The organism is Myroides phaeus, from assembly GCF_009799805.1.
GTDB lineage: Bacteria > Bacteroidota > Bacteroidia > Flavobacteriales > Flavobacteriaceae > Flavobacterium > Flavobacterium phaeum_A.
Genome location: NZ_CP047050.1, coordinates 2,487,713 through 2,513,398, shown reverse-complemented (window position 1 = coordinate 2,513,398; position 25,686 = coordinate 2,487,713). Strand labels below are relative to the sequence as shown.

The 25,686-nt window shown below is 33.5% G+C and carries 22 protein-coding genes; 13 read left to right on the top strand and 9 right to left on the bottom strand.

Going from position 1 to position 25,686, the window contains the following annotated elements:
* Positions 1-21: 21 nt before the first annotated feature.
* The 7 genes from GQS07_RS11260 (at position 22) to GQS07_RS11230 (ending at position 8,829) form a co-directional block, all read left to right on the top strand.
* Positions 22-1,797: an AMP-dependent synthetase/ligase gene (locus GQS07_RS11260; RefSeq protein WP_158210894.1), complete on the top strand. Its 1,776-nt coding sequence runs from the start codon at positions 22-24 to the stop codon at positions 1,795-1,797.
* 89 nt (positions 1,798-1,886) lie between these two features.
* A complete protein-coding gene (locus GQS07_RS11255; RefSeq protein WP_158210893.1) occupies positions 1,887-2,324 on the top strand; it encodes a MarR family winged helix-turn-helix transcriptional regulator in 438 nt (145 codons plus the stop codon).
* 52 nt (positions 2,325-2,376) lie between these two features.
* Positions 2,377-4,782 carry a 3-hydroxyacyl-CoA dehydrogenase/enoyl-CoA hydratase family protein gene (locus GQS07_RS11250; protein WP_158210892.1) on the top strand — a complete coding sequence of 802 codons (2,406 nt, stop codon included), beginning with the start codon at positions 2,377-2,379 and terminating at the stop codon, positions 4,780-4,782.
* A 29-nt stretch (positions 4,783-4,811) separates the two neighbouring features.
* Positions 4,812-5,993 carry an acetyl-CoA C-acyltransferase gene (locus tag GQS07_RS11245; protein ID WP_158210891.1) on the top strand — a complete coding sequence of 394 codons (1,182 nt, stop codon included), beginning with the start codon at positions 4,812-4,814 and terminating at the stop codon, positions 5,991-5,993.
* Between the two features lie 29 nt (positions 5,994-6,022).
* Positions 6,023-7,816 carry an acyl-CoA dehydrogenase family protein gene (locus GQS07_RS11240; protein ID WP_158210890.1) on the top strand — a complete coding sequence of 598 codons (1,794 nt, stop codon included), beginning with the start codon at positions 6,023-6,025 and terminating at the stop codon, positions 7,814-7,816.
* 253 nt (positions 7,817-8,069) lie between these two features.
* The gene (locus tag GQS07_RS11235; RefSeq protein ID WP_158210889.1) at positions 8,070-8,438 is read left to right on the top strand and encodes a hypothetical protein; all 369 of its coding nucleotides are present in this window, start codon (positions 8,070-8,072) and stop codon (positions 8,436-8,438) included.
* 109 nt (positions 8,439-8,547) lie between these two features.
* Positions 8,548-8,829, top strand: a complete 282-nt coding sequence (locus GQS07_RS11230; RefSeq protein ID WP_158210888.1) for a DUF3817 domain-containing protein — start codon at positions 8,548-8,550, stop codon at positions 8,827-8,829.
* 10 nt (positions 8,830-8,839) lie between these two features.
* Here the strand turns inward: GQS07_RS11230 and GQS07_RS11225 are convergent, their stop codons facing one another.
* Positions 8,840-9,274 carry an NUDIX domain-containing protein gene (locus tag GQS07_RS11225; protein WP_158210887.1) on the bottom strand — a complete coding sequence of 145 codons (435 nt, stop codon included), beginning with the start codon at positions 9,272-9,274 and terminating at the stop codon, positions 8,840-8,842.
* A 166-nt stretch (positions 9,275-9,440) separates the two neighbouring features.
* Here GQS07_RS11225 and GQS07_RS11220 point away from each other — a divergent pair, with 166 nt between their 5' ends.
* The 3 genes from GQS07_RS11220 to GQS07_RS11210 all read left to right on the top strand — a co-directional run bounded on the left by GQS07_RS11220 (position 9,441) and on the right by GQS07_RS11210 (position 13,230).
* Positions 9,441-10,679, top strand: a complete 1,239-nt coding sequence (locus GQS07_RS11220; RefSeq protein WP_158210886.1) for an OmpA family protein — start codon at positions 9,441-9,443, stop codon at positions 10,677-10,679.
* A 91-nt stretch (positions 10,680-10,770) separates the two neighbouring features.
* Positions 10,771-12,756 (top strand): excinuclease ABC subunit UvrB, encoded by a 1,986-nt coding sequence (uvrB, locus tag GQS07_RS11215; RefSeq protein ID WP_158210885.1) that lies wholly within the window; start codon positions 10,771-10,773, stop codon positions 12,754-12,756.
* A gap of 36 nt (positions 12,757-12,792) precedes the next feature.
* A complete protein-coding gene (locus tag GQS07_RS11210) occupies positions 12,793-13,230 on the top strand; it encodes a DUF1456 family protein (protein ID WP_158210884.1) in 438 nt (145 codons plus the stop codon).
* Between the two features lie 263 nt (positions 13,231-13,493).
* Here the strand turns inward: GQS07_RS11210 and sucC are convergent, their stop codons facing one another.
* From sucC to GQS07_RS11195, 3 genes are all read right to left on the bottom strand, one after another.
* Entirely contained in the window at positions 13,494-14,687 is a 1,194-nt protein-coding gene (sucC, locus tag GQS07_RS11205) for an ADP-forming succinate--CoA ligase subunit beta (protein ID WP_158210883.1), read from the bottom strand.
* A 146-nt stretch (positions 14,688-14,833) separates the two neighbouring features.
* Positions 14,834-15,454 (bottom strand): L-threonylcarbamoyladenylate synthase, encoded by a 621-nt coding sequence (locus GQS07_RS11200; protein ID WP_158210882.1) that lies wholly within the window; start codon positions 15,452-15,454, stop codon positions 14,834-14,836.
* A 29-nt stretch (positions 15,455-15,483) separates the two neighbouring features.
* Positions 15,484-17,820, bottom strand: a complete 2,337-nt coding sequence (locus tag GQS07_RS11195; RefSeq protein ID WP_158210881.1) for an ATP-dependent helicase — start codon at positions 17,818-17,820, stop codon at positions 15,484-15,486.
* A gap of 121 nt (positions 17,821-17,941) precedes the next feature.
* Between GQS07_RS11195 and GQS07_RS11190 the strand changes: the two genes are divergently transcribed.
* Positions 17,942-18,484: a hypothetical protein gene (locus GQS07_RS11190; RefSeq protein ID WP_158210880.1), complete on the top strand. Its 543-nt coding sequence runs from the start codon at positions 17,942-17,944 to the stop codon at positions 18,482-18,484.
* A gap of 20 nt (positions 18,485-18,504) precedes the next feature.
* Positions 18,505-19,329, top strand: a complete 825-nt coding sequence (locus GQS07_RS11185) for a DUF4197 domain-containing protein (RefSeq protein WP_158210879.1) — start codon at positions 18,505-18,507, stop codon at positions 19,327-19,329.
* Between the two features lie 148 nt (positions 19,330-19,477).
* Here the strand turns inward: GQS07_RS11185 and GQS07_RS11180 are convergent, their stop codons facing one another.
* From GQS07_RS11180 to GQS07_RS11160, 5 genes are all read right to left on the bottom strand, one after another.
* On the bottom strand, positions 19,478-20,278 hold the full coding sequence (locus GQS07_RS11180) for an ABC transporter substrate-binding protein (RefSeq protein WP_158210878.1): 801 nt from the start codon (positions 20,276-20,278) through the stop codon (positions 19,478-19,480).
* 3 nt (positions 20,279-20,281) lie between these two features.
* The gene (gene pyrF / locus GQS07_RS11175) at positions 20,282-21,103 is read right to left on the bottom strand and encodes an orotidine-5'-phosphate decarboxylase (protein WP_158210877.1); all 822 of its coding nucleotides are present in this window, start codon (positions 21,101-21,103) and stop codon (positions 20,282-20,284) included.
* 73 nt (positions 21,104-21,176) lie between these two features.
* The gene (gene prfA, locus GQS07_RS11170) at positions 21,177-22,250 is read right to left on the bottom strand and encodes a peptide chain release factor 1 (protein WP_158210876.1); all 1,074 of its coding nucleotides are present in this window, start codon (positions 22,248-22,250) and stop codon (positions 21,177-21,179) included.
* A 92-nt stretch (positions 22,251-22,342) separates the two neighbouring features.
* The gene (locus tag GQS07_RS11165; protein ID WP_158210875.1) at positions 22,343-22,939 is read right to left on the bottom strand and encodes a YceI family protein; all 597 of its coding nucleotides are present in this window, start codon (positions 22,937-22,939) and stop codon (positions 22,343-22,345) included.
* Positions 22,940-23,171: 232 nt separating this feature from the next.
* Positions 23,172-24,647, bottom strand: coding sequence for an aminoacyl-histidine dipeptidase (locus tag GQS07_RS11160; RefSeq protein WP_158210874.1), 1,476 nt, complete (start codon positions 24,645-24,647; stop codon positions 23,172-23,174).
* Between the two features lie 407 nt (positions 24,648-25,054).
* On the opposite strand from GQS07_RS11160, the gene GQS07_RS11155 reads away from it, so the two are divergent.
* Positions 25,055-25,648 carry a porin family protein gene (locus GQS07_RS11155; protein WP_158210873.1) on the top strand — a complete coding sequence of 198 codons (594 nt, stop codon included), beginning with the start codon at positions 25,055-25,057 and terminating at the stop codon, positions 25,646-25,648.
* Positions 25,649-25,686 lie beyond the last annotated feature (38 nt).

The window sequence follows — 25,686 nt, the reverse complement described above, 5'->3', positions numbered from 1 at the left end:
CGTAAGCTAATTAATGTAAACATGGTAAATCCTACAAGACTTTTTGATATTCCTTACCTACAAAACGCACAATTTCCTTTAGAGGATGCGTTAGTTACGAAAGTAAATGGAAAATGGGAGAAGACTTCTTCTCAGGAATATATAAATAAAGCGAACGCTCTTTCAAGAGCCTTATTGCGCTTAGGAATAAAAGAAAATGAAAAAATAGCTGTTATTTCTGGTGCTAACCAGACTAAATGGCATTTGCTTGATATTGGTTTATTGCAAATCGGAGCACAGAACGTGCCAATCTACCCTACTATTGCTGCTGAAGATTATCAGTATATCATCAGCCATTCTGAAGCTACATATTGTGTGGTTTCTGATCAAGAGATCTATGATAAATTAATGTCTGTTAAAGCAGAATTACCGCTTTTAAAGGAAGTCTATTCTTTTGATCAAATAGAAGGTTGTCAGAATTTTGATGTATTATTTGAACTTGGTGCTGATGAGAGTAATCAAGCTGATGTAGACCGTATTAAAGATACGATTACAGGAGATCATTTGGCTACGCTTATTTATACATCAGGAACAACAGGAAGACCTAAGGGAGTAATGTTGTCTCACACGAACTTGCTTGCAAACGTTACTGGAAGTTGGGATAGGGTTCCTTTTACAAGAGATGAGAAATATAGAGGATTGAGCTTCTTACCTATTTGTCACGTTTTTGAACGTATGATTACTTATCTATACCAATACAGTGGTGTTTCTATTTATTTTGCGGAGTCAATAGAAAAGATGGGGGAAAATATGAAGGAAGTTAAACCTAATGTAATGACTGTTGTACCTCGTTTACTTGAAAAAGTGTACGATAAAATCTTTACAACAGGTTCTGCATTAACTGGGTTTAAAAAGAGAGCTTTTTTCTGGGCATTAGAACTTGGTTTTAGATACAAACCATATAATAGAGGTTTATTTTATAACATACAGTTAGGAGTAGCAAGAAAGCTTGTTTTCAAAAAATGGCAAGAAGCACTGGGTGGTGAAATGAAGATTATTGTTTGTGGTAGTGCCGCATTACAACCTCGTTTATCTAAAGTGTTTAACGCTGCTGGACTTCCTGTTATGGAAGGATATGGATTGACAGAAACATCTCCTGTTATTGCTGTAAACGACAAGAGAAATGGTGGTTTACGCTCGGGTACTGTTGGACGTCCAATTGGTAACGTAGAAGTTAAGATCGCTGAAGATGGTGAAATCTTGTGTAAAGGTCCAAACGTAATGTTGGGATATTACAAGGATGAGGAAAAAACGCATTCGGTTATTAAGAATGGTTACTTCCATACAGAAGACATCGGACGTATAGACGAAGATGGTTTCTTACATATTACAGATCGTAAAAAAGAGATGTTCAAGACTTCTGGAGGGAAATATGTAGCTCCTCAGATGATTGAGAACAGAATGAAGCAATCTCGTTTTATTGAGCAGATTATGGTTATTGGTGAAGGTGAGAAAATGCCTGCAGCTTTTATTCAACCAAATTTTGAATTCGTAAGAGAATGGGCAAGAAGAAAACGATATGATATTGGTACGACTAATGAAGAGTTAGTTAAAAACCAAAAAGTTATTGATCGTATTATGGAAGAGGTTACTTACATCAATAAGAAGTTCGGTAAGTGGGAACAAGTGAAGAAATTTGAGCTTACACCAGAAGTGTGGAGTATTGATAGTGAGCACTTAACTCCTACTCTTAAACTACGTCGTCGTATTATTTTAGAAATGTACAAAGACTTATACGAGAAGATTTATAGAGGGTAAAAGTTAAAATTTTATTAATAAAAAGAAAAAAAGAAGAAATAGTATGCGTGCATACTATTTTTTTTTATATTTGATTTAATCAATAAGGTATGAAAAACAAAACTATAGATTACGTTTTGAGAGCAACGTGGCAAGCTGTGTCGAGAATGTACAATGAAGAGGCTGCTAAATATGATGCCAGTATGGCGCTTGCTTTTGCTTTATTAAGTATTGATAGAGAGGGTACTCCTTCTACCCTATTAGGTCCTAATATGGGAATGGAAGCTACGAGCTTAACGCGTACGCTTAAAAAGATGGAAGAAAAGGGTTTGATTACTAAAGAGAAAAATCCTAATGACGGACGTGGGGTCATTATTAAACTTACTCCACTCGGTCTTGAAAAAAGAGAACTATCAAGAGCCAAGGTTAAACGATTTAATGAAAAGATTAAATCACAGATCTCTGAAGAGAAGATTCGAAATTTTATTGAAGTTACAGATGTTATCAATCAACTGATTAACGACAAGAACATTTTTGAAGAAAAATAATCTTATCTTAAGGCTTGAAAATTAGACTATAAACCAAAGAATTATTTAAAGTATGAAACGTATTATTAAAAAAGTAGCGGTAGTGGGTTCTGGTGTTATGGGATCAGCTATTGCTTGTCACTTTGCTAATATTGGCTTAGAAGTGTTGCTTCTTGACATCTTGCCTCGTGAGTTAACTCCAGATGAGGAAAAGAAAGGCCTTACTTTAGAAAGTAAAGTTGTAAGAAATAGAATTGCTAATACGCACTTGGCAAATGCGTTGAAATCTAAACCGTCTCCTATTTACTTGCAGAAATTTGCTGAACGCATTTCTACTGGAAATATTGAAGATGATTTAGTAAAAATAAAAGATTGCGACTGGGTTATTGAGGTTGTAATTGAAAGATTAGACATTAAAAAATCTGTTTTTGAGCAGATTGAAAAATATAGAAAACCAGGTTCATTAATTACTTCGAATACTTCTGGTATTCCTATGAACTTAATGGTTGAAGGTCGTTCTGAAGATTTCCAAAAACACTTCTGTGGAACGCACTTCTTTAATCCTCCAAGATATTTACAATTGTTTGAAATTATTCCGGGACCACAAACGTCTCCTGAGGTGATTTCATTCTTCCAACGTTATTCAAGCTTATACTTAGGAAAAACTCCTGTATTGTGTAAAGATACTCCAGGGTTTATCGGTAACCGTGTAGGAGTTTACTCAATGGCTATGGTAATGCAATTGGCTCAAGAACTTGGATTAACTATTGAAGAAGCGGATACATTAACAGGATCTATTTTAGGAAGACCCAAAACGGGTACGTTTAAATTAGGAGATTTAGTAGGGTTAGATACTGCTATTAATGTTACTACTGGTTTAAAACAAAATTGTCCTAACGATGCAATGATTCAAGAGATTAAAGACAGTAAGCCTTTAAACTTCTTATTGGAAAATAAATTCTTAGGAGATAAATCGCGTAAAGGATTCTATTACAAAGAGGTAGATAAAGAAGGGAAAACAAACCGTTTTGCTCTTGACCTTGAAAAATTAGAGTACAGACCTTTAGAGCGTGCTAAAATTACAGCAGTTGAAACGGCTAAGCAAGCAGGGGGTACAAAAGCTAAATTAGCTGTATTACTTGCGGATCAAGGAAAAGCAGGAGATTTAATTCGCAAACACTTTGCTTCTCTTTTTGCTTATGTTTCACAACGCGTACCTGAAATTACGGATACCTTCTACCCTATTGATGATGCAATGCGTACTGGTTATGCGTGGAAATATGGTCCGTTCCAAACTTGGGATCTTGTAGGTCTTGAGAAAGGTATTGCAATTGTTGAAAAAGAAGGATATCAAGTTGCTGATTGGGTAAAAGAATTAGCAGCTACAGGTGCTAAAAGCTTCTATAAAGTTGAAAATGGCAAGAAGTTATTCTACAACCAAAATACAAAAGCATTTGAAGCAATTCCTGGTCAAGATGCATTCATTATTCTTGATAATATTAGAGCAACTAATAAAGTTTGGGGTAATAGCGAAGCTTCGTTAATTGACCTTGGAGATGGAATTGTGAACTTAGAGTTCCACTCTAAAATGAATACGATTGGTGGTGGTGTTTTAGCAGGATTAAACAAAGCTGTTGAAATTGCTGAAAAAGACTTCCAAGGATTAGTAGTTGGAAACCAAGGATCTAATTTCTCAGTTGGAGCTAACTTAATGATGATTTTTATGATGGCTGCGGAGCAAGATTACGATGAGTTAAACATCGCAATTAAAATGTTCCAAGATACTATGATGAAAATGCGTTACTCTGGTATTCCTGTTGTAGCGGCTCCACACGGAATGACTTTTGGTGGTGGATGTGAGTTGAGCTTACACGCTGATAAAGTTGTAGCGGCAGCTGAAACCTATATTGGATTAGTAGAGTTTGGAGTTGGTCTAATCCCAGGTGGTGGTGGTTCTAAAGAAATGACTGTTAGAGCAGCAGATCTTTACCGCAAAAACGACGTGGAGTTAAATACACTTCAAGAGCACTTCTTGACTATCGGAATGGCTAAAGTGGCTACTTCTGCACAAGAAGCGTATGACTTGAACATTTTACAAAGAGGAAAAGATATTGTAGTTGTAAATAAAGATTTACAATTAGCTCAAGCTAAACGCGAGGCTTTAGTGATGGCAGAAGCTGGTTATACACAACCTGTGAAACGCAAAGACATTAAAGTACTTGGACGTCAAGCATTGGGTATGTTCTTAGTAGGAACAGATAGTATGATGGCTGGTAAATACATTTCAGAACACGACCGTAAGATTGCTAATAAGTTAGCTTACGTAATGGCTGGAGGTGATTTATCTGAAGCTACATTGGTAACAGAACAATATTTACTTGACTTAGAAAGAGAGGCTTTCTTATCTCTATGTGGGGAACGTAAAACATTGGAAAGAATCCAATTTATGTTGAAAAATGGTAAACCATTGAGAAACTAATCTTTAATCTAATTTAAACTACTGAGAAAATGAAAACTGCATATATAGTACAAGGATATAGAACGGCTGTAGGTAAAGCACCAAGAGGTGTGTTCAGATTTAAAAGACCTGATGAACTTGCGGCTGAAACAATAGAGCACTTAATGAAATCATTACCTGAATTTGACAAAAGTCGCATTGACGATGTTATGGTAGGTAATGCTATGCCTGAGGCAGAACAAGGATTAAACATTGCTCGTTTAATCTCTTTAATGGGATTAAAAGTTGAGGATGTACCTGGTGTAACAGTAAACCGTTATTGTGCTTCAGGAATTGAAACAATTGGTATGGCTGTAGCTAAGATTCAAGCTGGAATGGCAGATTGTATCATTGCTGGAGGTGCTGAAAGTATGAGTTACATTCCTATGGGTGGGTACAAGCCTACTCCTGATTATGGTGTAGCTAAAGAAGGACACGAAGATTACTATTGGGGAATGGGACTTACTGCAGAAGCAGTAGCTAAACAATTCAATGTATCTCGTGCTGATCAAGATGAGTTTGCTTTTAACTCACATATGAAAGCTTTAAAAGCACAAGCAGATGGTAAGTTTGACAATCAAATTGTACCAATTACAGTGAATGAAGTATTTGTTAACGAAAAAGGGAAACGCGATACTAAATCATATACTGTTACTAAAGATGAAGGGCCAAGAGCAGGTACGTCAGTTGAGGCATTAGCTAAATTACGTCCGGTATTTGCTGCTGATGGATCTGTAACAGCAGGTAACTCTTCACAAACAAGTGATGGTGCTGCTTTTGTTATGATTATGTCTGAAGAAATGGTAAAAGAGTTAAACATTGAGCCAATTGCAAGAATGGTAAATTATGCAGCGGCAGGTGTAGAACCAAGAATTATGGGAATGGGTCCTGTTAAAGCTATTCCGAAAGTATTAAAACAAGCAGGATTACAAGTTAAGGATATTGATTTATTTGAATTAAATGAGGCTTTCGCTTCTCAATCATTAGCAGTAATTCGCGAATTAGATTTGAATCCAGAAATTATCAATGTAAACGGAGGTGCAATTGCACTTGGTCACCCACTTGGATGTACAGGAGCAAAACTATCTGTTCAATTATTTGATGAAATGAAACGCCGTGGTTCTAAATACGGTATGGTAACTATGTGTGTAGGTACTGGACAAGGAGCTGCAGGAATCTATGAATTGCTATAAAGACTATTAACCAATAACGAAATAAAACTATGAGTACAGATATCACAAGAGGAGGTCAATTCCTTGTAAAAGAAACTAAATACGAGAATGTTTTTACACCAGAAGATTTTTCTGAAGAGCAAGTAATGATGCGTGAGTCAGTAAAGGAATTTATTGACAAAGAAATATGGCCAAACAAAGAGCGTTTTGAGAAAAAAGATTACGCTTTTACAGAATCAAGTATGCGTAAAGCAGGAGAACTTGGTCTTTTAGGAGTAGCTGTTCCAGAAGCTTACGGAGGATTAGGAATGGGATTCATTTCTACAATGTTAGTTTGTGATTACATTTCTGGAGCTACAGGGTCTTTCTCTACTGCTTTTGGTGCACATACTGGTATTGGAACAATGCCTATTACACTTTATGGTAACGAAGAACAAAAGAATAAATACGTTCCTAAGTTAGCTTCAGGAGAATGGTTTGGTGCATACTGTTTAACAGAGCCAGATGCAGGATCAGATGCAAACTCAGGAAAAACAAAAGCTGTTTTGTCTGAAGATGGTAAGTACTACTCTATCACAGGACAAAAAATGTGGATTTCTAATGCGGGATTCTGTAATTTATTCATCGTATTTGCACGTATTGAAGATGATAAAAACATTACAGGTTTTATCGTTGAAAACGATCCAAGTAACGGGATTACTTTGGGAGAAGAAGAACACAAATTAGGAATTAGAGCATCTTCTACTCGTCAAGTATTCTTCAGCGAAACGAAAGTTCCTGTTGAAAATATGTTGTCAGAAAGAGGAAATGGTTTCAAAATTGCTATGAATGCTTTAAACGTTGGTCGTATTAAACTTGCAGCAGCTTGTTTAGACTCACAACGTCGTTTAATTACGCAATCAGTTCAATATGCTAATGAGCGTATTCAGTTTAAAACACCTATTTCATCTTTTGGTGCAATCCGTACTAAATTAGCTGAAATGGCAACAAATGCTTATGTAGGTGAAGCGGCTTCATATAGAGCAGCAGCAAGTATTGAAGAGCGTATTAATCAACGTATAGCAGAAGGTAATACACACCAAGATGCAGAATTAAAAGGAGTTGAGGAGTTCGCTATTGAGTGTTCTATTCTTAAGGTAGCTGTTTCTGAAGACGTACAATCTTGTGCTGATGAAGGAATCCAAATCTTTGGAGGTATGGGGTTCTCAGAAGATACACCAATGGAAAGCGCTTGGAGAGATGCTCGTATTGCTCGTATTTATGAAGGTACGAACGAGATCAACCGTATGTTAGCAGTTGGTATGTTAATCAAGAAAGCAATGAAAGGACACGTTGATTTATTAGGACCTGCTATGCAAGTAGCTGATGAGTTAATGAGTATTCCAAGTTTCGATACACCTGATTATTCTGAATTATTTGCAGAAGAAAAAGAGCTTATCGAGAAATTGAAAAAAGCATTCTTAATGGTTGCTGGTAGTGCAGTTCAGAAATACGGACCAGATTTAGATAAGCACCAAGCTTTACTAATGGCTGCATCTGATATGATGATCGAAATCTATATGGCAGAAAGTGCTATTCTTAGAACAGAGAAGCTTGCTAAAGTAAAAGGGCAAGAAAATATTAAGGAAGAAATTGCAATGGCTCAGTTATACTTATACCACGCTGTTGATATTATTGCTGAGAAAGGAAAAGAAGGAATTGCTTCTTTTGCTGAAGGTGATGAACAACGTGTTATGTTAATGGGACTACGCAGATTTACAAAATATGTGAATCTACCAAATGTGAATGCATTGAGAGAAACAATCGCAAGCAAATTGGTAGACGCAAACGAATATGTTTTCTAATAAGGAAACAAACAGTTTGGTTTAGTTTGTTTGAAAAAACCGCTTCTATTCTTCGGAAAAGGGCGGTTTTTCTTTTTTATAGGTATTTAAATAATCAATTTTGACTTATAATTGATCTCTTTTTATGTGTTAAATACTTAATATTAAAGCGATTAGTTATTTTTAAATAAAATAAATCACGTTTTGTTTTCTTATAATAGGTTAAAAAGATTATTTTTGTGCTATAATTTTTTATACTTAAAAGATATTTACTGTGGAAAACGCAAATGCTTTAAAATTGATTAAAAAGATCCAATCGGATTTAATTGCTGATGGACTTGTTGTAGAAAATATTGTTCCGGATTTACAAAAACTAAGAGAATTCGCTTTATTAGAAGAGAAACCGGTTTTAGTAAAATCTATTCGTTTAACTTACGAGCATATTCAAAATAACAATGCTTTTTTGATTGCTATTCCATCAGATGAGGCTATAGAGGAAACTGAAGGAGTTGTTGCAGAAGTTGCAGCTGCTAAAAATGATTTAGAAAGTTTACAATACCTTTTATCTCTATATAAAGATATTAACAACAAACATAACATCGAAGATTTGAGAGATTACAACACAAGATTGCAAGCTTTCTAATTAAAAATGTTAATCATAACAAAAAAAGCCTATCAGATTACCTGATAGGCTTTTTTTGTTCTAATATAAAATCTATATTAGCCACTCAAAACTCGTAAATTAATTAAAAATGCTTAAATCATTTAAAATTATTGCTCTACTTGAGGGTATTTCTCTTTTAGTATTACTATTTATAGCAATGCCTTTAAAATATTTTATGGATATGCCTGCAATGGTAAGTAAAGTTGGAATGGCACATGGTGTTTTATTTATACTTTATATTGTAATGGCAACTGTTCTTAAAAGTGATGAGAAATGGAGCTGGAAGAAATACGGTCTGATTTGTGTAGCTTCAGTTATTCCATTTGGTACTTTTATCATGGAAAACAAGTTATTAAACTCTAAAGCATAAAAAAATAAGCCTATTCAGGCTTATTTTTTTTTCTTATATCTATTGCATCAGCAATGATTTCAGCATGATCAAAAGCTAATTCAGGTAAGTTATCTATACTAAACCATTTAAGCTCTTTAGCATCATCTGCTGCCTTTCCAATCACCTCTTCCCCTACTTCACCATAATAAGCTACACTAATAGTATGAGATCTTGGATCTCTAAAAGGTGTACCATAAGCTTTTGTTTGAGTAAGTTCTTGACAAGGTATTGATGTTTCTTCAAGTAATTCCCTACTGGCAGCTATCATTAGATCCTCATTTTCATCAACAAATCCACCAGGTAAAGCCCAATAATCACGAAATGGCTCGTTTTTGCGTTTTATTAAAAGTATTTCTAAATCCTTTATCTTTTCTTTAAATAAGATCACATCTACAGTGACAAAAATCTTAGAGGTATATTTCATCTTAGTCGTTTTTAATTTTACGTATTTATAGTAAAAACGTTGTATTTTGAAATAAAAGTATGAATTTTTCTGATATTTCAAAAGTTTAGATTATATTTGCTCCTTAAGCGATTAGTAAAGACTTGGTTACTTAAAATCAAGTTTAGTGGAAATTAAAAATACAACTATGAAAAAATTAACATTACCGTTATTGGCTTCTGTATTAGCTTTTGGTGTAGCTAATGCTCAAGACAAACCTTACAACAAATGGTCTATTGACTTAAATGGTGGTTTTGCTAAACCTGCAAGAACTTTAACTTCAGGTTATACAGGTGAAACTTTCGAAAACATGCACTTAGATGGTGGTGTACGTTACAGTTTAAATAACAAATTCGGAGTTAAAGCTTCTTTTGGATATGACAAATTAGATAGCTGGACAAACGATGCAGATTTAAACACTAACTACTACAGAACAAGTGTTGAAGGAGTTGTAAACTTAGGTAGAGTTCTTAACTTCGAAAACTGGACTAAAGTATTAAACGTTCAAGCTCACGCAGGGGGAGGTTTCTCTTGGATGAATGGAGACGGATTTACAGGTACAGATAACATGGGACACATTATGGCTGGTTTAACTGGACAAGTTAAATTACACAGACGTGTTGCTTTAAACGCTGATTTTACATTCGTACAAAACGTTCAACAAAACCAAAACTTTGACGGATTAAGTAAAACAAACCGTTCAAACTTCCAAGGTACAATGATGAACGCAACAGTTGGTATCTCTGTTTATTTAGGTAAACATGCTCAACACGCTGACTGGTATGCTGAAGCAGCTCAAGAGAACAACTTATTATCTGAGTTAGACGGAAGATTATCTAAAGTAGAAGGAATGCTTGTTGACTCTGACGGAGACGGTGTTGCTGATTACTTAGATTTAGAACCAAACACTCCAGCAGGAGCATTAGTTGATTCAAGAGGTAGAAATATCGACAAAAACAACAATGGTATTGCTGATAACATTGAAGCATTTATCGCTGAGAAATATGGTAACGCTGAGAAACCAGTTAGCTCTGATGACGCTGCAATGATTAAAGAACTTATCAATAAAGGATACGTTGCTGTATACTTTGACTTTGATAAATCTCAACCAACTTCAGTTGATGGAATTAACTTCATCGTTAACTACATGAAAAATAACCCATCTGCTTCTGTAGAAGTTTTAGGATATGCTGATGCTGTAGGAAACAAATCTTACAACAATACATTATCTGCAAAACGTGCTAACGCAGTTAAAGATATCTTAGTTAAAGCTGGTGTTGCTGCTTCTAAAGTATCTGCTACAGGTAACGGAATTGACGACGCAGTTTCTAAAGATTCAGCTGCAGCTCGTAAGATTGCAAGAAAAGTTATTTTCAAAATTAACTAATTAGATTATAACTAATATTATACTAAAGCGCAAGATTATTCTTGCGCTTTTTTCATTTAAATAAGTAACTTTGTATAAGTTATTATTTAGTATGGTATTCAAAATAAATTCAGAATATTCTCCTACTGGAGATCAACCTGAAGCAATTAAAAAATTAAGTCAAGGGGTTAAAGCTAATGAACAGTTTCAAACTCTTGTAGGTGTAACAGGTTCAGGTAAAACTTTTACTGTTGCTAATGTGATTCAAGAGGTGCAACGTCCTACTCTTGTCTTAGCACATAACAAAACTTTAGCTGCTCAGCTATATACAGAATTTAAAAACTTCTTCCCAAATAATGCTGTTGAGTATTTTGTGTCTTACTATGACTATTATCAACCAGAAGCATTTATTCCTGTAACCGGACAATATATTGAAAAAGATTTATCAATAAATGAAGAATTAGAAAAGATGCGTCTTAGTACCACTTCTGCCCTATTGTCTGGTAGAAGAGATATTCTTGTTGTTGCATCTGTATCTTGTCTTTATGGTATTGGTAATCCGATTGAATTTCAAAAAAATGTTATTACTATTGAATTAGATCAAGAGATTTCTCGTACTCAGTTACTTCATAAACTTGTACAAAGTTTATACTCACGTACAGAAGCAGACTTTAGCCCGGGGAATTTTAGAATCAAAGGAGATATTATTGAGGTATTTCCAAGCTATGCCGATAATCCATTCCGTATCCATTTCTTCGGAGATGAAATTGAAGACATTGAAGTTTTTAATGCAACTGACTCACAAGTCATAGAGAAGTTTACTAAACTTACAATCTACCCTGCTAATATGTTTGTTACATCTCCTGATGTTTTGCAAAATGCAATATGGGAAATACAACAAGACATGGTTAAACAAGTAGAATATTTCAAAGAAATAGGAAAACATTTAGAGGCTAAAAGATTAGAGGAAAGAACTAACTTTGATTTAGAAATGATTAGGGAACTTGGTTATTGTTCTGGAATTGAAAATTATTCTCGCTACTTAGATGGTAGAGATCCTGGAACAAGACCTTTCTGTTTGTTAGATTATTTCCCTGATGATTATTTAATGGTTGTTGATGAAAGTCACGTTACCATTTCACAAGTACATGCAATGTATGGTGGTGATAGATCAAGAAAAGAGAACCTTGTTGAGTATGGATTTAGATTACCTGCTGCTTTAGATAATAGACCTTTGAAATTTGAAGAGTTTGAGTCTATGCAAAATCAGGTTATTTATGTTTCTGCGACTCCAGCTGATTATGAATTACAAAAGTCCGAAGGTGTAGTAGTTGAACAATTAATTAGACCTACTGGTTTATTAGACCCTATAATAGAGTTAAGACCTTCTGAAAATCAAATAGATGATCTTATTGAAGAGATTCAGCAAAGAGTAGAAGTTGATGAGAGAACTTTGGTCACAACTCTAACTAAAAGAATGGCTGAAGAACTTGCTAAATATTTTACAAGAGTTGGTATTAGATGTAGGTATATACACTCTGATATTGATACACTTGAAAGAGTTGAAATCATGCAAGATTTAAGAAAGGGATTATTTGATGTATTAATTGGAGTCAATCTTTTGAGAGAGGGACTTGATTTACCTGAAGTATCTTTAGTTGCTATATTAGATGCTGATAAAGAAGGCTTCTTAAGAAGTCATAGGTCTTTGACTCAGACTGTTGGACGTGCTGCTCGTAATGTTAATGGTAAAGCTATTATGTATGCTGATAAAATAACGGCAAGTATGCAAAAGACTATTGATGAGACTGCTTATCGCAGGGAAAAGCAAATGATTTATAACAAAAATCATAACAAAGTACCTACTGCTCTTAATAAAAAAATAACAAGTGAATTGGTTAAAAACTCTTATGATGAGATTCAACAAGAATCTATTTTAAAAGCTGCTGAAGAATCTATAAAATATAAATCAAAAGCTGATATTGAAAAAATGATACGTGATAAGAGGAAAGCAATGGAAAAAGCCGCTAAAGATTTAGATTTTATTAATGCTGCTAAACTTAGAGATGAAATAAAAGCTTTAAAAGATAAACTTTAGACTTTTTAATTTACCTTTGCCAAAATAAGAATTAAGATGACGAATAACGATATTTTTAAAAAATTACGTGTTGCATTGCAACTTAGAGATGATCAAATTGTTGAAATACTTGAATTAGTTGACTTTCGTATGTCAAAGGGTGAAATAGGTAATTTCTTTAGAAATGAGGATCATCCTAAATACGTTGAATGTGGAGATCAGGTTTTAAGAAATTTTTTAAATGCTTTAGTTATTTATTTACGAGGAACTAAAGAAGAACCAAAAAATCCTATGGAGGTTTTAGGAACACATAAAAAAGATTTTAAGAAAGAAAGTTCTGATAAAGTAAAAACTTCTGCTCCTAAACAAAAAACAGAAAATAAAACTTATTCTAAGAAAATGAATGATTCTTCAAAAGCCAAGAGCTTTAATAAAAAGAAGAATGACTCTCCTTTTGCAGGAATAAAGTTTAATAATGGTAAAAAGAACAAATAGTTTTATAATAATAGAAGGGTATTCAGTATTTGAGTACCCTTTTATATTTTAAGCAAGTATAGTTTATTTATAATATGTACAACCTTCTGAGAATTGAATATTTAATTATTATATGTACTGATGGTCAAATATTGAAATTATAAGCAAGTACTATAATTGATAAATCAAATAATAGAATAAGTGCTAACTCAGGAGTTAATAACTAAAAAAGCCAGATATATAAAATATCTGGCTTTTTTTGTATATATATGTTAATCTTTAAATTAAGATAATGCAGCTTTAACTTGATCAGCAGCTTCTTGGAAAGCAACTGCAGATAAGATTGGCATACCTGATTCATCGATTAATTCTTTTGCTAATTCAGCATTTGTTCCTTGTAAACGAACGATAATTGGAACATTGATATCATCTCCCATGTTTTTGTATGCATCAACAACACCTTGAGCAACACGGTCACAACGAACGATTCCTCCGAAGATATTAATTAAAATAGCTTTTACGTTTGGATCTTTTAAGATAATACGGAAAGCTGTTTCAACACGTTTAGCATCAGCAGTACCTCCTACGTCTAAGAAGTTAGCAGGTTCAAAACCAGCATACTTAATTAAGTCCATAGTCGCCATAGCTAATCCAGCACCGTTAACCATACATCCAACTGTACCATCTAAATCAACATAGTTTAATCCAGCAGCATTTGCTTCAACTTCGATTGGTCTCTCTTCAGAAAAATCTCTGTATTCAGCATAAGTTTTTTGTCTGTATAATGCGTTATCGTCTAAAGTAACTTTAGCATCTACAGCTAAAATTTTATCATCAGATGTTTTTAATACTGGGTTAATTTCGAACATTGAAGAATCACTTCCAATGTATGCTCTGTATAAAGCATCTACGAATTTAACCATTTCTTTGAATGCATTTCCTGATAATCCTAAGTTGAAAGCGATTCTTCTTGCTTGGAATCCTTGTAATCCTACAGCAGGGTCAATTTCTTCTTTGAAAATTAAGTGTGGAGTTTTTTCAGCAACGTCTTCAATATCCATTCCACCTTCAGTAGAATACATAATCATATTACGTCCTTTAGCTCTATCTAATAATACAGACATGTAAAATTCAGATGTTTCGCTTTCTCCTGGATAGTATACATCTTCTGCAACTAACACACGGTTAACTCTTTTACCAGCAGGTGGTGTTTGTGGAGTAATTAAATCCATCCCGATAATTTTACCAGCGATTTCTTTAACTTCTTCTAAGTTTTTAGCCAACTTAACTCCTCCTCCTTTACCTCTTCCTCCAGCATGGATTTGAGCTTTGATTACATACCAACTTGTACCAGTTTCGTCTGTAAGTTGTTTTGCTTTTTCAACTGCCTCTTCTGCGTTGTTAGCTACTAATCCACGTTGTACTCTTACACCGTAGCTAGCTAATATTTCTTTACCTTGAAATTCATGTAAATTCATAGTGTGATACGTTTAGCTTTTAATATAAACAGTTACAAAAATAATAATTCAGTTTGAATTCCCCTAATTTTATTCAGGTTATATGATATATAACTGCGATTTAACTTTATTAATTGAACAAATTTATTACTTATCAGTATATTTTCTTAAAATATATCTATTGATCCTTTTCCTTCTCTAATAATTTCTGGCTCAGAACCAGATAAATCAATTACTGTTGAAGCTTCATTATTACCATAACCTCCATCAATAACTAAATCAACTGTATTTTGCCATTTTTCATAGATAAGTTCAGGATCTGTTGTGTATTCTAATATCGCATCCTCATCATAAATAGATGTTGAAACGATAGGATTCCCCAATTTCTTTACAATTTCACGTGCTATATTATTATCAGGTACACGAATACCAACTGTTTTTTTCTTTTTAAAATCTTTTGGCAAGTCATTATTACCAGGTAAAATAAAGGTATATGGACCTGGTAAAGCTTTTTTAAGAATCTTAAATGTTGCTGTATCAATTTGTTTAACATAATCAGATATATTACTCAAATCATAACATATAAAAGAGAAATTAGCTTTCTCAAGTTTTATACCCTTGATTTTAGCAATTTTCTCTAATGCTTTAGAATTTGTAATATCACAGCCTAACCCATAAACTGTATCAGTAGGGTAAATAACTAAACCTCCTTCTCTCAAGATCTTGACAACTCTGTCAATCTCTTTTTCATTGGGATTTTCTGGATATATTTTAATTAACTGTGACATTTCTTTATCTTCTTAAATACTTTTACAAATTACGACAAAACCTGTAGTTTGGCAAACCTTAGCAACAATTTTTTAATACCTCCTACATCAAATTTTATTTCAGCTTTCTTATCAGCCCCTACTCCTTCTAAATTCAAGATTATTCCTTTCCCAAATCTTTCATGCATTACGGTTTGACCAACAATTAATCCCTGATTATCTGCTGAAACACCAGTACTTTTTGAACTTGAATTTACTGGCTTTAGCTTGCGAATATTTCTATCTTGCTTAGGCTCTTCATTATTAGTAATATAAGCTGGAGGAGTTCCATTCTCTGGCTTCTTTAACCTCAATTTACTTTTATCTACGTCGCCAAATATATCAGCATTGATAGTTGGTTTATAGCGATAGTTTGTTTCAACAGGAGTCAAATACTCTAAGTATTGATCATCTATCTCTTCAATAAATCTTGAAGGGTCACAATCTACTAATTTTCCCCAACGATATCTCGATTGGGCATAAGTCAAATAAGCCTGATGTTCTGCACGTGTCAACGCTACATAGAACAAACGTCTTTCTTCTTCCAACTCACTACGCGTATTCATACTCATAGCACTTGGAAACAAATCTTCTTCCATTCCAACACAAAATACGGTTGGAAACTCAAGTCCTTTTGCCAAGTGAATAGTCATCAACGCCACACGGTCATCTTCTCCCGTATCCTTGTCTAAATCAGTAGCTAAAGCCACATCTTCAAGAAATTCACTTAATGATCCTCTGGCACCGTCTACTTCTTTCTGCCCTTCAATAAAATCCTTAATACCATTCAGTAATTCCTCAATGTTTTCCATGCGAGTAATACCTTCAGGTGTTGTATCTTTTCTAAGTTCTTGTACTAATCCTGTTTTTTTAGCTATATGCTCTGTTAACTGATACGCATCCATAGTTTCATCCAAAGCTTGGAATGCCTTAATCATTAAACCAAAGTCGCTTAACTTGTTACGAGTACCAGCAGTAATCTTCAAGTCTATTTTATCAATATGCTCAATAATCTCATAAATAGATCGTTTGTAATGATTAGCAGCAATAGTTAATTTATCCATTGTCGTATTTCCAATACCACGTGCTGGATAGTTTATTACACGCACCAAAGCTTCTTCATCCTTCGGATTAATAACTAATCTCAGGTAACTTAAAACATCTTTAATCTCCTTTCTTTGGTAGAACGACAATCCTCCGTAAATTCGATAGGGTATATCTTTTTTACGCAATGCATCCTCCATCGCACGAGATTGTGCATTCGTTCTATATAGAATAGCAAAATCACCGTTGTTTTTTTGATTAACCATTTTCTCTTCAAAAATAGTTGAAGCAACAAAACGACCTTCTTCCCCATCTGTTAATGAACGGTGTACTTTAATCTTAGGACCAAAATCATTAGCAGTCCAAACTACTTTTTCAAGCTTCACTTTATTCTTGTCGATAACAGTATTTGCTGCCTCAACAATATTACGTGTAGAACGATAGTTTTGCTCCAAACGATAGGTTTGTACTCCCTCATAATCTTTTTGGAAGTTAAGAATGTTGTTGATGTTTGCTCCACGGAAAGCATAAATACTTTGCGCATCATCACCAACCACACATATATTCTGAAAACGATCAGACAATGCACGTACAATCAAATACTGTGAGTGATTCGTATCTTGGTACTCATCAACTAAAATATATCTAAAGCGATCTTGATACTTTGCCAACACATCAGGAAAACGTGTCAATAACTCATTTGTCTTTAACAACAAATCATCAAAGTCCATTGCTCCTGATTTGAAACATCTTTCTACATAATTATTGTAAATCTCTCCAATACGCGGACGTTTACTCATAGCATCAGCTTCCTGTAACTCCGGGTTCTCAAAATAGGACTTAACAGTAATCAAACTGTTTTTGTAAGATGAAATACGGCTAAGCACCTCTTTAGGTTTATAGATATCTCTATCTAATTGCATCTCTTTAATAATCTGACCGATTAAACGCTGACTATCCTGAGAATCATAAATAGAGAAGTTCCCTGGATACCCAAGTCGATCAGATTCAGCTCTTAAAATCTTAGCAAAAACAGAGTGGAATGTTCCCATCCATAAGTTCTTAGCCTCTGAATTACCCACTATCTGAGCAATTCTGTGTTTCATTTCACGAGCTGCTTTATTTGTAAATGTCAATGCTAAAATATTAAACGCATCAACACCTTGGTGCATCAAATAAGCAATACGTAAAGTTAAAACCCTTGTCTTACCCGAACCTGCTCCCGCTATCACTATCATTGGTCCATCTTTCTGAAGGACAGGTGCTCTTTGAGCCTCATTTAATTGATCAATATAATTTTGCATATCTATTTCCTCGAAAAAGTTCAAAATTACAATTCCTATCCCTTTATAACAAGTTATTGATGTTATAAAAAATTATGCCAGATAATATTATTCGCTATTTTTGTACCAAATCAAAAAAGCTATGAAAACAGATTTTATAATGGAGATTATAGGATATACGCTACCTGCTTTAACTACAGCAGCATTGTCTTACGTATATTTTAGTAAAATCTTAGAGCGACAGTCTAAAAAAGACTTTTATTTATTAGAACAATTAAAGAAAAAAGACGAAAATAAAGCCACAATTGACACTACAGCACTGAAGCTACAAGCTTGCGAAAGATTAGTCATCTTAATTGAACGCATTGATTTAAAGAAGTTAGTATTGCGCATTGAACCTGTTTCTGAGGATAAGAACACTTACCAATTTGCTTTAATTCAGCATATAGAACAAGAGTTTGATTACAATATTTCTCAACAAATTTACGTTACTAATGAACTATGGCAAATAGTACTTCAAACAAAAAATACAATTATTTCATCAGTACATCAAACAGCGCAACATCCTTCAGTGGCTAATGCTACTGCATTAAGAGAAGTTTTGCTTACTGAAAACATTCAATTACAGCGCAAAATAGAAATAGCACTTTCTGCCATTCGATTAGAAGCAGATAGTTTATTATAAATTAAAACATAAAAAACATAATGAAAAACAAATTTTTGGTTCTGGCATTAGGTATTACATTAACTGGTGGAGTAGCTTTACCAATGCAAGCTCAAAAGAAACAAACAACAACTACGTTACTTAACAGCTTGAGCCAAGACAAAGCAGCAAACGGACTTAAAGAAGCACTTACTAAAGGTATTACTGACCAAGTAAGTACATTAACTCAAAAAGATGGTTTCTTTAAAAATGAATTGGTTAAAATTTTATTACCTGAAGAGATTCAGAAAGTAGATAAAACGCTTAGAAAAATTGGAATGGGTGGTTTAGCTGACCAAGGTTTACTTTTATTAAACAGAGCTGCTGAATCTGCTGTGAAGGAATCTACACCTATCTTTTTAGATGCTGTTCAGAAGATCTCTTTTAACGATGCTAAAAATATTTTAATTGGAGGTGAATCAGCGGCAACTAATTATTTACAAGAAGGTACTAAAGCTGCTTTATATAAAAAGTTTTCCCCTGTTATTAATGAATCTTTAGCAACAGTTGGTGCAGATAAGGTATGGGAAACTATCTTTTCTACCTATAACAATTTACCATTAGTTGCTCCTGTAAATACTGATTTAACAGACTACGTGACTAATGAAACAATGAGTGGAGTTTTTAAAATGATTGCTGTTGAAGAGAATAAAATCCGTGCTAATTCTGGTCTTGCAAGAAATACTAAACTACTTCAAGATGTATTCTCAATTCAAGATAATTTAAAGAACGGTGCCCAAAAAAATACATCAAGCAATTCTAAAGACAAAAAATCAGAGAAAAAACAAGAAAAGAAGTCTTTGTTTAAAGGATTGAATATTTTTTAGACAAATAAATAAAAATAACATTTATATAACATTCGATTAACCGCTATTATCAAATTATTTTCTGAAATTTGTTATATCAAAAAATGATTGATTTCATAATAGTTAGGGTTAGTTAAAAAGCGAGTAATTTACATTACTCGCTTTTTCTTTATTCTATTCTTTCGTGTATCTGTTTAAAGTAATCAAAGGCTCTAAATAGATGAGTACCGTGCCAAGAAAACATCTCTCCATCTACAAAAACGGTTTTTCCGTGATGTGTAAAACGACCTATTTCAAAAGCGTGTTCTTCTTTAAAAGGGAACGGCTCTGATGATAAAAACACCAACTCTGGATCTCCTTGAATGCGTATCTTTCTCAATTCAATTTCAGGATATCTTTCATCTCTGTTAGCATAAACGTTTTCAAACTTACAAAGTGTCATCAATTCATTGATAAATGTGTCTTTACCAGCTACCATAAATGGTTCTCTCCAAATAAAATAAGCAGCTGTGTAACTTGGTTTATCACTTACAAAAGACATAAAATCTTTCTGTGCAAAACGCAATTTATCAATCCATTTTCTTGACTCTGTACGCTTGTTAAACAACACACCAAAATCCTCTATCATCTTCAAATTATCCTCTAATGTGATAACATCAGTTACCCAAACAGGACAAATCTCTTTTAAGCTTTCTACTATTTCTAAAGTATTTTCTTCTTTATTACAAATAATAATATCCGGCTCTAATAATCTTATTTTCTCTTTGTGTACCTTTTTAGTTCCTCCAACGTTAGTCTTCGTTACTTTTAAGTGATATGGATGTACACAAAATTTAGTAATACCAACAATCTCATCTTCCAGTCCTAAATCAAACAATGTTTCTGTTTGTGAAGGAACTAAAGACACAATTCGTTTTGGTCTACTTGTAAAAGTATGTTCTTGACCTATTTGGTCTTTTAATACAATCATTGCTTATAGCTTATTTTTTATTATATCTTCCATTTCTTTTTGTAGAACAAGAGCTTCTTCTCGTGCTCTTTCAGCAAAATCAGCACCATTAGAAGCATAGATAATTCCTCGTGATGAATTGATTAATAAACCTACTTGGCTATTAAATCCAAACTCACATACATCTTTTAAACTACCTCCTTGTGCTCCAACTCCAGGAACAAGTAAGAAACTATTAGGAACTATCTTTCTAATTTCTTTAAAATACTCTGCTTTTGTAGCTCCTACAACATACATTAGGTTATCAGAGTTTTTGTACGACTTAGAAGTTTCTAAAACTACTTGGTATAATTCCTTATCTCCTACCTTCTGAGTTTGATAATCAAATGCTCCTTTATTTGAAGTCAATGCTAACAAAATAGTATGCTTATTTTCAAATTCTAAGAAAGGTTCTACTGAATCTTTTCCCATATATGGAGCAACAGTTACACTATCAAAAGCCATATCTTCAAAGAATGCCTTTGCATACATAGTAGCTGTGTTTCCAATGTCTCCACGTTTAGCATCAGCAATTGTGTACACCTCAGGGTAATTTGCATTCAAATAATCAATCGTTTTCTTCAAAGAAGTCCATCCTTTTAGTCCGTATGCCTCATAGAAAGCAATATTTGGTTTGTAAGCCACAGTGATGTCGTGCGTAGCATCAATGATAGCTTTATTAAAACTAAAAATAGGGTCTTCCTCTTGTAGAAAAGCAGCTGGAATCTTTGCTAAATCAACGTCTAATCCGATACAAAGAAATGATTTTTTCTTAACTATTTGTTCTACTAATTGTTGTGTTGTCATGGTAGTATAAGTTTAAAAAAAACCACACTATACAGATAGCGTATGTGTGGTTATATAAGTTCATTAAAATAAATTAAAATACTTCGCTTTCTTTAAGCTTCTCAGTATTACTAACTAATTGTAATTCATCAATAATTTTCTGGATATTTCCGTTCATAACACCATCCAAATCATATAACGTTAAACCAATACGGTGATCCGTTACACGACCTTGTGGGTAGTTATAAGTTCTAATCTTAGCAGATCTATCTCCACTACTAACTTGAGAACTACGTTTTTGAGCATCTACAGCTTGTTTCTTAGCTAACTCCATTTCGTATAAACGAGAACGCAATACAGATAAAGCTTTATCTTTATTCTTATGTTGAGACTTCTCATCTTGACATTGAGCAACTAATCCTGTTGGAATGTGCGTCATACGTACAGCTGATTTAGTTGTATTTACTGACTGACCTCCAGGACCAGATGAACAGAATAAGTCAATACGAACATCATTCATATCAATTTGTACATCAAACTCTTCAGCTTCAGGTAATACCATTACAGTAGCAGCAGAAGTGTGAACACGTCCTTGTGTTTCAGTTTGTGGAACACGTTGTACACGGTGTACACCTGCTTCAAATTTCAACGTTCCGTATACGTCTTCTCCTGTTACTTCAAAGATAACCTCTTTATATCCACCAGCACTTCCTTCGTTTACATCTACAACAGAAGTTCTCCACCCTCTACCTTCACAGTATTTAGTGTACATTCTGTATAAATCTCCTGCAAAGATACTTGCTTCATCACCACCAGTACCAGCACGTACCTCTACCATTACGTTTTTAGCATCCTCAGGATCCTTTGGTATAAGTAAGAATTTGATCTCTTCTTCTAATTCTGGTAAACGATCTTTAGCTTCATCTAATTGCATTTTAGCCATTTCAACCATCTCAGCATCACTACCGTCAGCGATGATTTCATTAGCTTCTTCAAGATTAGCTGTAAGATTCATATACTCAACTCGTTTATCAACAAGTTGTTTTAAATCTTTATATTCTTTATTTAATTGTACGTAACGTTTTTGGTCAGCGATTACATCCGGCTGAATAATTAAGTCAGAAACTTCGTCAAAACGTTGCTTTATAATTTGTAGTCTATCTAACATATCCTAAAATAGATAATTTATTTGGAATGCAAAGTTAAAAAAAAAGAGGAATATTTAGTAATATTCCTCTTCAATTCGATATTTATTGCAAATTATTTTTTAATCTCTACTGCAATCTCTACATCACTCCACGTTTTACCAGCGTGTAAATCTTTACAAGCTTCGTGTAAACTATCAAATGCAGTTTGCGCTACGAAGTCTCCTAAAATATCAATTGATCCATTGATTTTCATTGCATTGTCTTCTACAACATAACTGAATTCTTTCTCTTTTGTTACTCCATTCATCGTTAAGTTTACAACAACTTTTCCATCTTTGAACTCTCCAAAGAAACCATTGATATTCCCAACCATTTTAGCAAAGAATTCAACTTTTAATTTCTCATCTCTACCTACATCATTTGTACTAACAGTTGATGTTGTAACAATAAATGCAGCTCCTTTTAAAGATTCTTCTAACGTTGTAGCTTCTTTAACATCAAGTAACTTCACATCTGAGAACGTACCTTTAACTCCTACTTTTTCAGGTGTTTTAAATGCAGTCCACTCAATTGAATGAGTTAATTCTGTTTTTACAGTTTCTACTTGTTCTGTTGTTTCTGTAGCTACATCCTTATTCTCTTCTTTTTTTTGCCCACAAGACATTACTAAAAGCCCCATCATTGTGATAGCTAAAAACGATTTTTTCATATTATAAGAGTTTTTAAATTTTGTTTTCGCCAAATTACAAATTCTAATCCGTTGGCAAATATAATATTGTCTTAAAATTCACAATCTATATAAATACCTATCCTATTTCTATCATATTTACAATTAACTATTCAAACAACACTATATATTCAAACAACACTATATATTCAAACAAAAAGAGCTGTATCCTTGTTAAGAATACAGCTCTTTGTTTTATATAATCTTAAAAAGATTATTGTTTTACTGGAATTTCTTTTAAAATTTGTAATACAAACTTCCAGAACTTCTGAACAGATGCAATGTTTGCTCTTTCTACTGGAGAGTGAGCTCCTCTAATTGTTGGTCCAAAAGAAATCATATCCATATCAGGATAATTCGTTCCTAAAATACCACACTCTAAACCAGCGTGACAAGCAACAACACTTGGTGTTTCTCCTACTTGTCTTTCATAGATATCTACTAAAATATCTTTAATTTCTGATTCAGCGTTTGGACTCCATCCTGGGTAAGAACCTGAAAATTCAACTTCACATCCCATTAATTCGAAGGCAGAACGCAATCCGTTAGCAACATCCATTTTAGATGATTCTACAGATGATCTTGTTAAACATTTTACAGTTAATTTACCATCAGCTACATCTACTTTAGCAATGTTGTTTGATGCTTCAACTAAGTCTTCAAAATCAGGACTTAATCTATAAACTCCGTTGTGAGCTGTTTGCATTGAACGTACAAAGAAGTATTGTGCCATTGGTGGCATAACTTTTTTAGGCATATCACCTTCTTCTAATCTATCAAAAATAACTTCTAAATTAGGATCTACTGTATGTAATTCTGCTTTAATTTCATCAACGATTGTATTCATATCGTAAACGAAAGCTTCGTCATATACCTTAGCAATAATCACTTCAGCTACACTCTCACGAGGAATAGCATTACGTAAACTACCACCTTTGATTTTTGCAATTTGTAATCCGAAATTATCGAAAGCATCAAATAACAAACGGTTCATAATTTTGTTAGCATTACCTAATCCTTTATGAATATCCATTCCTGAGTGACCTCCGTGTAATCCTTTTACTGTAATTCTGTAACCAACTGAAGCCTCTGGAGTATCTTCTTCATCGTATTCTGCAGATGCAGTTACATCAATACCACCAGCACATCCGATATCAATCTCGTCATCTTCTTCCGTATCTAAGTTTAAAAGAATCTCTCCTTCTAACATACCTCCTTGAAGACCTTTAGCACCAGTCATTCCTGTTTCTTCATCAATTGTAAATAAAGCTTCAATTGCTGGGTGAGGAATATCAGTACTCTCTAAAATAGCCATAATAGTAGCAACACCAATACCGTTATCAGCACCTAATGTTGTACCTTTTGCTCTTACCCATCCTTCTTCATCTACATACATTTCAATACCTTGTGTGTCGAAATCGAACTCAGTATCGTTATTTTTTTGGTGAACCATATCCAAGTGTGATTGCATCACAATTGTTTTTCTGTTCTCCATTCCTTCTGTTGCAGGTTTCTTAATGATGACATTTCCAACTTCATCTTTGATTGTTGCCAATCCCAAATCTTTTCCAAAATTCATCATGAACTCAATTACGCGTTCTTCTTTTTTTGAAGGACGTGGAACTGCGTTTAAATCAGCGAACTTATTCCATAATTGCTTAGGTTCTAAGCTTCTAACTTCTTGACTCATATATAAAATCTTTATTAAAATTCATATTACTTTTCAAATTTAGGATATTCTAAATAAATAATACTCTATTCTCTAATAAAATATCCTTAATCTTTATCTCATTTCTTAATTAGATTTTACTATTAAGCTAAAATGTAATTAAGATGATTGTCCTAATCATTTCAATTTTAATAATTAAAGTAATGTATTATGGTTAATAATAGTAAAATTGCTATCAAAAGATTTATCTTAAATTTATTACTAACTAAACATACCGAGTAAGCACTTCTTCCCTAACCTATTTTTCTCTTTTAGTCTTTGCATTTTATCAATACAACCGTTCATCAATGAATAGTTACCTCTTATCAAATAAAATATTCTGCTTGAAGTCGATTCGTGTTCTTTGTCAAAATTTTAAATAATATATCATGAAAAAACAAAGAATTCTATGTTCTACGGCATTGTTTATGCTGCTACTTACTTCAGTAAGCTCATTTGCTCAATCTCCTTTTCACATTGGAGTTAAGGCGGGTGCTGATTATTCATCTTTAACAACAAACTTAAAGGGAATGAACACTAAAAATGCCTTGGGGTATTCTGTAGGTATTACTACACAGTATGACTTTCAAAAATTCTATTTACAAGCTGATGCTTTGTTTACACAGCATAAAACAACAATAGAACAGGATAATTTTAAAGATCAAAATATAAAATTAAATACCATTGATATACCAGTTGTATTGGGGTATAAATTGATAAACTTGTCCTTAGCTGAAATTCATATCTTTGGAGGTGCTAAATATTCTTATGCTTTGGATAAGAACTTAAATTTTCAAGGTAATCTTACTAACTTTAAAAGTAATATCAACCAATCTAATCTAAGTTTAAAAGGTGGTGTTGGTGTTTCAGTATGGAAGTTTAATGTGGATTTAGCCTATGAATATGGTCTAAAAAATATAGCTAAAGATTTCAAATCTAAACCTCATAATTTTAATTTGAGTGTAGGGTATTTCTTTTTATAAAATTATTAAACAACAAAGCATAGTTAATTTAGTTTTCT